This is a genomic window from Gemella cuniculi DSM 15828, from assembly GCF_000425665.1.
Classification (GTDB): domain Bacteria; phylum Bacillota; class Bacilli; order Staphylococcales; family Gemellaceae; genus Gemella; species Gemella cuniculi.
This window is the reverse complement of the sequence record NZ_KE384431.1, coordinates 114,758-125,773: the sequence shown is the minus strand read 5'-3', so window position 1 is coordinate 125,773 and position 11,016 is coordinate 114,758. Positions and strand designations below refer to the sequence as shown.

At 27.6% G+C, this 11,016-nt stretch carries 8 protein-coding genes; all 8 read left to right on the top strand.

Features of this window, described 5'->3' with window-relative positions; translation table 11 throughout:
• Window positions 1–24 precede the first annotated feature (24 nt).
• Window positions 25–1,770, top strand: a complete 1,746-nt coding sequence (uvrC, locus tag H612_RS0105265; protein WP_027130488.1) for an excinuclease ABC subunit UvrC — start codon at window positions 25–27, stop codon at window positions 1,768–1,770.
• A gap of 152 nt (window positions 1,771–1,922) precedes the next feature.
• Entirely contained in the window at window positions 1,923–2,837 is a 915-nt protein-coding gene (locus H612_RS0105260; RefSeq protein WP_027130487.1) for a fumarylacetoacetate hydrolase family protein, read from the top strand.
• 15 nt (window positions 2,838–2,852) lie between these two features.
• On the top strand, window positions 2,853–3,992 hold the full coding sequence (gene recA / locus H612_RS0105255) for a recombinase RecA (RefSeq protein WP_027130486.1): 1,140 nt from the start codon (window positions 2,853–2,855) through the stop codon (window positions 3,990–3,992).
• Window positions 3,985–4,077 carry a DUF4044 domain-containing protein gene (locus tag H612_RS09940; RefSeq protein WP_156882795.1) on the top strand — a complete coding sequence of 31 codons (93 nt, stop codon included), beginning with the start codon at window positions 3,985–3,987 and terminating at the stop codon, window positions 4,075–4,077. The genes recA and H612_RS09940 overlap by 8 nt, the downstream gene beginning before the upstream one ends.
• A gap of 177 nt (window positions 4,078–4,254) precedes the next feature.
• Window positions 4,255–6,441 (top strand): ATP-dependent helicase, encoded by a 2,187-nt coding sequence (locus tag H612_RS0105245; RefSeq protein ID WP_027130485.1) that lies wholly within the window; start codon window positions 4,255–4,257, stop codon window positions 6,439–6,441.
• A 5-nt stretch (window positions 6,442–6,446) separates the two neighbouring features.
• A complete protein-coding gene (gene ligA, locus H612_RS0105240) occupies window positions 6,447–8,435 on the top strand; it encodes an NAD-dependent DNA ligase LigA (protein ID WP_027130484.1) in 1,989 nt (662 codons plus the stop codon).
• A gap of 2 nt (window positions 8,436–8,437) precedes the next feature.
• A complete protein-coding gene (locus H612_RS0105235) occupies window positions 8,438–8,722 on the top strand; it encodes a LapA family protein (RefSeq protein ID WP_027130483.1) in 285 nt (94 codons plus the stop codon).
• Window positions 8,723–8,735: 13 nt separating this feature from the next.
• Complete coding sequence (gene recJ, locus H612_RS0105230; RefSeq protein ID WP_027130482.1) at window positions 8,736–11,000, top strand: single-stranded-DNA-specific exonuclease RecJ; 2,265 nt, start codon at window positions 8,736–8,738, stop codon at window positions 10,998–11,000.
• Window positions 11,001–11,016: the final 16 nt, after the last annotated feature.

The following is an 11,016-nucleotide window of genomic DNA, read 5'->3' as shown; positions in this document are numbered from 1 at the left end:
TTTATAATTAATGGTGATTATGATATGAATATAACTTTACAAAGAAAATTAGAACTACTTCCTGATAATCCAGGATGTTACCTATATAAGAACAATATTGGTGAAATCATTTATGTAGGTAAGGCAAAAAATTTAAAGAACAGAGTGAAAAGTTATTTTACTGGAACTCATAATAAAAAGACACAAATGTTAGTTTCAAAAATTGATGATTTGGAATACATAATTGTTAATTCCGAAAAGGAAGCATTAATTTTAGAAAATAATTTAATAAAGAAATATCGACCATATTTCAATATCCGATTAAAAGATGATAAAAGTTATCCATACTTAATGATAACAAAGGAAGAACATCCAAGACTAGTATTAACTAGAAAGTATAAAAAAAATAATAAAAATATTTATTTTGGTCCTTATGTTGATATAAAATCTGCAACACAAGTAAAAAAAATTCTTGATAAAATTTACCCACTTCGCCGATGTAATCCCATAGAAAAACGTCCATGTATGTATTATCAAATCGGAGAATGCATAGGTCCATGTGCAAAGAAAGTTACACAAGAAGAGTACAGAGAACAGATTTTAAAAATAAGATCATTTCTTGGAGGAAATACTAAGGAAATTTTATCAATATTACAAGAAAAGATGCAGGGATATATCATTAATTTGGAGTTTGAGGCCGCTTCTCAAATTCATAGTTACATAAATTCTATTCAGGTATCTGTACAAAATCAACTTGTCACAGATAACAGTAATATTGATAAAGATTACATAGGTTTTAGTTATAATGATGACTATATTTGTATTCAAATATTTTTATCAAGATTAGGAAATATTATTGAGCGTAAGATGGAGTATTTTAATCTTTATGATAAACCTGAAGAGATTTTGTATTCTTATTTAATGCAATATTATGCAATTAATAAACTACCAAAAGAAATATATATTAATAATGTTGATGAACAACTTCTTGGTAAAGTAATTGATGCAAAAATAATTAACCCAAAGCGAGGCAATAATAAAAAGATATTAAATACGGTAGTAGAAAATGCTGAATATTTTTTAAACAATAATCTAAAAATTGAGGAACAAAAAGAAAAGAGTTTGCAACTCACGTTAAATAATTTGTCTAAAAAATTGGGTGTAAACAGTATTAATAGTATAGACGCATTTGATAATTCTAACATTATGGGGGTGGATGCAGTTTCTGTGAAAGTTAATTTTACTAATGGTAAGAAAAACACTTATAACTATAGAAAATTTAAAATAAAAGATACAGTAGGTATAAATGATATTCAAACTATGAAAGAAGTTCTGTACAGAAATTATAAAGATAAAAACACCAACACTGAACTAATAATTGTTGATGGAGGAAAAAATCATTTAAATGCGGCTATAGAAATAATTCATGATAAATTAAAGTTGGATATGAAAATTATAGGGTTAGTTAAAAATGATAGGCATATTACAGAATATATTATTACAGATGATTATGAAGTAATTGAATTGAAAAAAACGTCGCCTGAATATTTATTTTTAAAACAGATACAAGATGAAGTTCATAGATTTGCAATAACATATCATAGAGCAACAAAGACAAAAAATATGTTTACGTCTAGTCTAGATAATATTTCAGGTATAGGAAAAGTTAGAAAAAATCTACTTCTAAAAAGTTTTTCATCTATAGAAGAAATTAAAAATACTTCAGAAGAAAAATTAACAGCACTTGGAATACCAAAAGATGTTGTAAAAAACTTGAAAGAAAGTTTATAAATTATAAATAATATAACAAAAAATAAAGTTATCCAAATTTAAAAAGAAAAAAAGTACGGATAACTTTATTTTTTTGAAATAAAATATAGAATATTTAGTAAAAATATGTTATAATAGCTTAAAAGATTATTACTGCGTTGAGGAGGCAAACTATGAAATTTTTATCTTTTAGATATAATGATAAAGAATTGTATGGAGTAAAGGTGAAGCGTGAGGAAAGTACATGGAATTTGATTAAAATTCTTGAAGATTTTGATAACGAGGATACAATTCCACAAACTTTGAGAGAAGCTATTGAAATTTATGGTGTTTCTTTTATTGAAAAAGTTAGAAAAGTTTTAAAACTTGTTGAAGAGAGTAGTTTAATTGAAGAATATAAAGTTCCACTTGATCAAATTATTTGGCGTTCTCCAATAACAAGAACTCCTAAAAATATTCTTTGCGTAGGTCATAATTATGAAGCACATGTTAATGAACTAGGTGATGAATTAGCAAAAACTCCAAAAGATGTTCTTATCTTTACTAAAGCTACTACTGCACTGGCAGGTAATAATGAAGTAGTGCCGTCTCACAAAGACATCACAGATAGTTTGGATTTTGGAGGAGAACTTGCTGTTGTTATCGCAAAGACAGGAAAAAATATTTTACGTCCACTAGTTCTTGATTATATTTTTGGTTATACAATCATGAATGATATAACTGCAACTGATCTTCAATATAAACACGGGCAATTTTTCTTAGGAAAATCATTAGAAAAATCAGCCGTAGTTGGCCCATATTTAGTAACAAAAGATGAAGTAAGTTCACCTGAATCAATGAATATTGTTACAAAAGTTAATGGAGAAATAAAACAAAATGCTATGACTTCTGAAATGTTGTTTAGAGTTGATGATGTATTAGCAGAAATCAGCAAAATAGTTCCATTGGAAGCTGGTGATATTATCGCAACAGGTACTCCTGCTGGAGTTGGAATGGCACAGAATCCACCAGTTTTCTTGAAAAAAGGCGATGAAATTAAAATAACTGTTGAGGGAATTGGAACGTTAACTACAGTTATTGGTGAGTAATAGAAAGGAATAACTATGGCAAAGAAATCAAAAGAAAAACAAGTTGTACATATTGATAAAGAAGATTTAAAAGCCCGCCAAAACGCGATAAAAGAGGCTATAAAAGATATTGAAAAAGAATATGGAAAAGGGGCCATAATGGATATCTCTGGAGAAAATCCTATAAAGGTAGAAGCTGTTTCTTCAGGTTCATTAGCAATAGACTCTGCACTAGGAATTGGAGGTTATCCAAAAGGAAGAATCGTAGAAGTATATGGACCAGAATCTTCTGGGAAAACAACTATAGCACTTCACGCGATTGCTGAAGTTCAAAAAACAGGGGGAATTGCAGCATTCATTGATGCAGAAAATGCACTAGATATTGAATATGCAAAAGCACTTGGTGTAGATTTTACCCCAGGAAGATTTTTCTTATCACAACCAGATAGTGGTGAACAGGCTCTTGATATAGCTGAAAAGTTAATTTTATCTGGTGCGATTGATATTATCGTTATCGACTCGGTTGCGGCATTAGTTCCAAAAGCTGAAATTGAGGGAGTGATGGGGGCAAATCATATAGGTCTTCAAGCAAGACTTATGTCACAAGCACTACGCAAACTTACAGGACAAATAAATAAAGCCAATACTATTGCATTATTTATCAACCAACTTCGTGAAAAAGTAGGTGTGATGTTTGGAAGCCCAGAGGTGACGACCGGAGGACGAGCACTTAAGTTTTATTCAACAGTTAGAATTGATGTTCGAAAAGGAGAAGCAATTAAAGATAGTAATAGTGGTATTTTAGGAAATAGAACGAAAATTAAAATTGTTAAAAATAAAGTAGCTCCTCCATTTAAAATAGCAGAAGTTGATATTATGTTTGGGGAAGGAATATCTAAGGTTGGAGAAACATTGGATTTTGCTGTTGATTTAGATATTATTAATAAATCTGGATCATGGTTTTCATATAATGGAGAACGCTTAGGTCAAGGGAGAGAAAATGTAAAAAAAGTTTTCGAAGAAAATGTAGAATTATATAACGAAATTTATCGATTAGTAAGAGAGGAATTGCTTAATAAAAACTCAGAGAAAAGTAAAGAATTTATAAAAAGTGAAGTTATAGAAAATGATGAGTTAGAAGCAATTGAAGAGGTAATAGAGTCAACAGATGAATAAGAGAATTTTTAAAATAGTATTATGGTTAATGATATTTGCGATATTAGCTAGCGGAATAGTTTCTGCAATTGCAATATTTTTATAATAAATTCAAAGTAATAATTTTTATAAAAATAACTTTTATTTGGAAAACTTATGAAAATTCAATACGATTGTATTAAATCAAATTGAATTTAAAATTATGACAAAGACTCAGAGTTAATCTGAGTTTTTATTTTGAAAATATGATAAAATAAAAATATATATTTTAATTAGGAGAAACATGGTGAATTTAGCTCAAAGTATGAATAGCGATCAATTAAAAGCTATTGTAAAAACTGAAGGTGCAGTAATGGTAATAGCTGGAGCAGGTAGTGGTAAAACTAGAGTGTTAACAAATAGGATTGCTTACCTGATTTCAGAGAAAAATGTTATTGAAAGTAATATATTAGCAATAACATTCACTAATAAAGCTGCAAAAGAAATGAAGGAAAGAATTTATAATCTTGTAGGAGAAACTTCAAAATATATTTGGATAAATACGTTTCACTCTATGTGTGTTAGAATTTTAAGACAACACATAGAACTATTAGGATATAGTAAGAATTTTACTATTCTTGATACTAGTGAGCAAAAAACAATTATTAAGAATATAGTAAAAGATTTAAATTTATCAGAAGATTCATATCAAGCCAATAATGTATTGAAAATTATATCAAACTCAAAAAATAGCATGATAGATTCCTGTCTTATGAAAGAACAATCAAGATTTGGTTTTATGAAAAACGTTGCAGAAGTATACCATTATTATGAAAAATATTTAAAGAAAAATAGTGTTCTTGACTTTGATGATTTAATGTTGAAAACAATAGAATTATTTGAAAAACATCCTGATGTATTGAATATTTATCAAAATAAATTCGAGTATATTCATGTTGATGAATACCAAGATACTAATGTTATACAATATAAATTAATAAAAATGCTTGCTGCAATTCATAAAAATATTTGTGTTGTAGGTGACGATGATCAAAGTATTTATAGTTGGCGTGGTGCATGTAGTGATAATATAATTAATTTTGAAAAAGATTTTAATAATGTAGAACTAATATTTTTAGAACAAAATTATCGTTCTAATTCAACAATACTAGAAGCAGCAAATGCAGTTATTAAAAATAATACCGACAGAAAAGAAAAAGCATTATGGTCTGAAAATGAAGGTGGTGGAAAAATAACTGTTTATGCAGCTTCTAATGATAAAGATGAAACAGATGATATTGCAAAAAAAATTCAGGAACTTAAAATACAAGGAATTAATTATAAAGACGTAGCAATATTATATAGAGCCAACTACTTATCGCGTTCATTAGAAAATTCTTGTATATCTTTTGGTATTCCATATAAACTAATAGGTTCTTTAAAATTCTTGCAACGTCAAGAGATTAGGGATTTACTGGCTTATATGAATGTTATAGTTAATAAAAATGATGAGTTCAGCTTAAGACGCATAATTAACGTTCCAAAACGTGGTATAGGTGCAAGCTCTATGGAAAAAATAGAAGATTATGCTAATGAGAATGAATTGACATTATTTGAGGCATTAAAGGATATTGATAATATAAAAGTATCAAAAAAAATTACAACAAATGTCAAACTATTAACTAATTTGATTGAAAAATATTCTTCAACAGAAGATTACTCTATCGAAGATCTTATTGTTGGAATTTACAAAGATTCAGGTTATGAAACTATGTTAAAGGAATCTGCTGATGCTTATGCGGAGAGTAGAATAGAGAATATTTCGGAATTAGTTTCTTCTGCGAAACAATTTTCTAATATAAATGATAATTTAATAGATTTTATTTCTGAAATGTCCTTGACATCTGATGCTGATGATGAAAGTGAAGAAGATGCAGTAATTCTTTCAACTGTTCATGCCTCTAAAGGATTAGAGTATAAAGTTGTTTTTATTATGGGATTAGAAGAAAATATTTTTCCTTCTATAAGAGATGCTGAAAGCAGTGAAGACGAGAAAAACAAAATGGAAGAAGAAAGACGATTAGCATATGTTGCAATTACTCGTGCTAAAGAAAAATTATTCCTATCATATTCAAATAGACGTATGCAATTTGGTTCTATAAAAATGAATAAACGTTCAAGATTCTTGGACGAAGTACCTAATAAACTTATGCATTTTGAATCTGCATTTGGTGCAAATACTGACGAAAACATCACAGATACAAATAATGTTAATAAATTTATAAGTCGGCTTAGTCCAAAAATAAAAATCTCAGATAAACCAAAAACTAATAGTTCAAAAAATTATGACAGTGGTGATATAGTTAATCATAAAAAATTTGGAGATGGGAAAGTACTTAGTATCACTAGCGATAGTGTAAAAGTAGAATTTGATGAAGTCGGAGTTAAAATTCTTCTTATTGAGTATGCTAATTTGACTAGAAAGGGATAATTATGATAGAAAATATTAGAGATGAAATTACTAAATTAGTAAATTTACTTAACACGTATTCTTATCAATATTATGTTGAAGATAATCCGCAAGTTAGTGATACGCAATATGACACTTTATACAAACAATTAGAAAAATTAGAAGAACAATATCCGCAGTACATATTAAATAATTCCCCTACTCAAAGGGTAGGGGATGTAGTACTTGATGAATTTGAGAAGGTTACACATGATGTACCTATGTTAAGTCTATCAAATACGTTTTCTCTTGCTGATTTAGAAGATTTTGATACAAGAATAAAAAAGTTAGTATCTAATAAAAAAATTGAATATATTTGTGAACTAAAAATAGATGGTCTTGCTATTTCAATTAACTATAAAGACGGAAAATTAATAAAAGCTGCTACTCGTGGAGATGGTATCATTGGAGAAGATGTTACTGAGAACGTAAAAACAATCTTTTCTATTCCGAAAGTTTTAAAAGATAATAAAACTTTTGAAGTGCGTGGAGAAGTCTATTTACCAAAAAAATCTTTTGAAATATTAAATAAAGAGCGAGAAGAAAACAATGAGGTTCTATTTGCAAACCCTAGAAATGCAGCAGCAGGTTCTATCAGACAGTTAGATTCAAAAATTGTATCAAAAAGAAAATTATCTGCATTTATTTATTCAGTAGTAGGTGATGAAACAATTACTTCTCAAAATAATGCATTAAATTTAGCAAAAGATTATGGATTGCCGGTTAATAATAATTTTAAACTTTGTAAAAATATTGATGAAGTCTTTAATTTTATAAAGTATTGGGATGTAAATAAAAGCACTTTACCATATGACATCGACGGAATCGTAATAAAAGTAAATTCTTATACAACGCAAGAGGAAGTAGGGTATACACAAAAAAGTCCACGATGGGCTACTGCCTATAAATTTCCAGAAGAAGAACTTGCTACCAAACTACTAGATATTGAACTTAGTGTTGGTAGAACAGGAATAATTACTCCAGTTGCAATTTTGGAACCAATTAATATTTCTGGTTCTACAGTTTCTAAAGCATCTTTACATAACAAAGATATCATTAACGAGCTTGATGTTCGTATTGGAGATACAGTTATTGTAAAAAAAGCTGGCGAAATAATACCTAAAGTGGTAAGAGTGATAGAAGAATTACGACCTATTAATTCTGTAAAATATTTCATGCCAGTTTTATGCCCTTCATGTAGTGAAAAAACATTTTCTAAAGAAGATAATCCTTTCATAAGATGTTTAAATCCTGATTGTCCTGAACAAAATATTAGAAAAATAATTCATTTTGCTAGTAGGGATGCTTTGAATATAGACGGAATGGGAGAAAAAGTTGTAAAATCTTTGTATGAAAAAGATATAATAAAACATACTATTGATTTATATTCACTGAATAGAGAAGAACTTGTTCAACTTGAAAGAATGGGTGATAAATCAGTGGATAATTTACTTACTGCAATTGAAAATTCAAAACAAAGTACATTAGATAAAATTATTTACGCACTAGGAATTTTAAATGTAGGAAAAAAAGCTGGAAAAATCTTAGCGGAAAAGTATCAAAATCTTACTAACTTTTCCAAAGCAACTATGGAAGAATTAGTGGAACTTTCTGATATTGGACAAATTACAGCAGATTCAATAATTGATTATTTATCAAATGATAATAATATTAAATTTATTGATGAACTTATTAGTATGGGTATAAATCCTGAATACAAAAGTAATGAAATTGTTAGTAAAAGTAAATTTTTTGGCAAAACGGTTGTCTTAACAGGAAAATTAATAGAACTTACTAGAAATGAAGCAAAAAATTATTTGGAAAAACTAGGTGCTAAAGTTACAAGCAGCGTCTCAGCAAAAACAGACTTTATAGTAGCTGGAGAAAAGGCTGGTTCGAAACTGAAAAAAGCAGAAGAGTTGAATATAAAGGTAATTACCGAAGAAGAATTTATAAAATTAGTTAATGAGGTGTAAAAATGGATAATAAACTACCATATAAAGTTTTTAGTTTGGTAATAATTTTTGTATCTATAATAACATTTTTTATAATGAATTATAATTCAGTACCTGTTTCATTTATATTTTTTACAGTGAAGCTACCTTTAACATTACTATTTTTTATATGTTTTTTTATTGGAATAGGTGTAGCTAGTTTTTATTGGTATCAAAAATATAAATCGTTAGAAAAAAAATGGGAAAGAACAGAAAAATTATTATTTACAAAAGAAAAATTAGAAGATGATTCTAAAAATAGTAACTAGGAAGAGGTAGAAAATGGGGCTAAAATATAATTGGGTGTACCCTAAATATAACGATAATTTTATTAAGGAAGTTGAGTCCTATAATATTTCGAAAAATATTGGAAAAATATTAAATTCTAGAGGTATTAATGAAATAGACGAAATGAAGAAATATTTTTCTGATGATTATGAGGAAGGATATGATCCTTTTTTAATGTACGATATGAGGCGTGCTGTTGATAGAATTAACGCGGCTATTGAAAACGAAGAAAAAATTTTAATTTATGGGGATTATGATGCTGATGGAATTACATCAACAGTTCTTTTAGTAGAAACTTTAATTTCATTAGGAGCGAATGTTTCTTCATATATACCGAATCGTTTTGATGAGGGGTATGGCCCGAATAAAATAGCTTTCAAAAAAATTATTGATTCGGGCATATCGCTTATAATTACAGTTGATAATGGAATTGCAGGTATAGAGGAAGTTGATTTCGCTAATTCACTAGGATGTGATGTTATTATCACCGATCACCATAAAGTGCAAGATATTATTCCTAATGCTTATGCAATTATTCATCCCGAACATCCTAAAGGAAATTATCCATTTAAAAAATTAGCAGGAGTGGGTGTTGCATTCAAGTTAGCACATGCACTATTAGAAATTTATCCAGATTTTTTATTGGATTTAGTTGCCATTGGAACAATAGCAGATATGGTGTCTCTAACTGATGAGAATAGAATTTTTGTAAAACAAGGATTAGAACTCATAAATGAAGATCCGAGAATAGGTTTAAAAATGTTACTTGAATTATCCAGTATCACTACAAAAATTGATGAACAAACAATAGCTTTCTACATTGCACCGAAATTAAATTCTATTGGCCGAATGGATAGTGCAAAATTAGGTTTATCATTTTTAATGGCTGAAGATGCACACAATGCTAAAAATTTTGCAGAAAAAATTGAAGAACATAATATCGAAAGAAAAAAAGTTACCGAGAGTATTATAAAAGATGTTATAAAAAAAATCGAAAGTAGTAATAAAAAAGAAAAAAATGTTATTATGATTGCTGGTGACGATTATCATGAAGGAGTGCTTGGAATAGTAGCCTCAAATATAATAGAAAAATATAATAAGCCAACCTTTATTATGAAAAAAAAAGATGGAATATTAAAAGGTTCTGCACGAAGTGTCTACGATTTTAATATTTATGAAGCTATAAATAAAATAGGCGATTTATTTTCAGCTTATGGAGGCCATACTTTGGCAGCAGGATTTTCTTTTGAGGAAGAAAATTTTATAAAAATTGAGGATTTTCTAGATAAAGAATTTGAAGCATATAAAAATACTCATGAATTAAAATCTTCTAAAAATATTGATATAGTTAGCACGTTAGAAGAAATGAGTTATCAATTTTTAAGTACATTAGAAACATTAAAACCATATGGTATGGACTTTGAAAAACCAACAATATTATTAGAAAATTCAAAAGTTTTAAGTAAAGTTTATTTTGGAAGTGATAAACAATATTTAAGGCTTACTATTGCAGATGATGTTGGTAGTCTTGAGTGTATCAGCTTTAAAGATAATTCATCATTTAATGATGTTGAGGAAAACGATGTAATAGATTTACTTTGCACACTTGATAAAAACAACTTTAATGGAAGAACAAAACTTCAAGCTCATATAATTGATATGCAAATAAAAGAATTTTTATTTGAAGACTTAAGAAATACAAATTTTAATATCGATAAAATTTCTTCTGAGTGTTTAAAACTTTCGAAAAAGTTATTTGATAAAGAAAATAATTTTTATAGATATAAAGATATTACTAAAATAGATAAATCTTTTGAAAACATTTATCTATTAGATATACCGAATTCTAAAATTCAGTTAGAAGAAGTATTGAGACTAAAACCTAAGAAAATATATTTAATCTGCAACGAACATAAAATTATGTCAGAAATTTATAAAATCGATAAAAATAGGTTAATAAAGTTATTTAATATAATTATAAACAGTAAAGATAAAAAAATAAACATCAATTCTAATCTTCAAAATCTTGTCAATTCACTTGCTACTAATATAGAAAGTATAAAGATTATGATTCAAATATTTAGAGAATTAGAACTTATTACTTTTGAAAATAATACAATTATTCTTAATGAAGATTATAATACTGTAGATTTAAAAAAATCTCCAAGTTTTGTTTCTATGGAAAATATTTTCGAAATGGAGCAGTTATTTTTAAAAGAAAATATAATAAATATAAATAAGAAATTAAAAAATAACTAAAAATAATTGAATTATA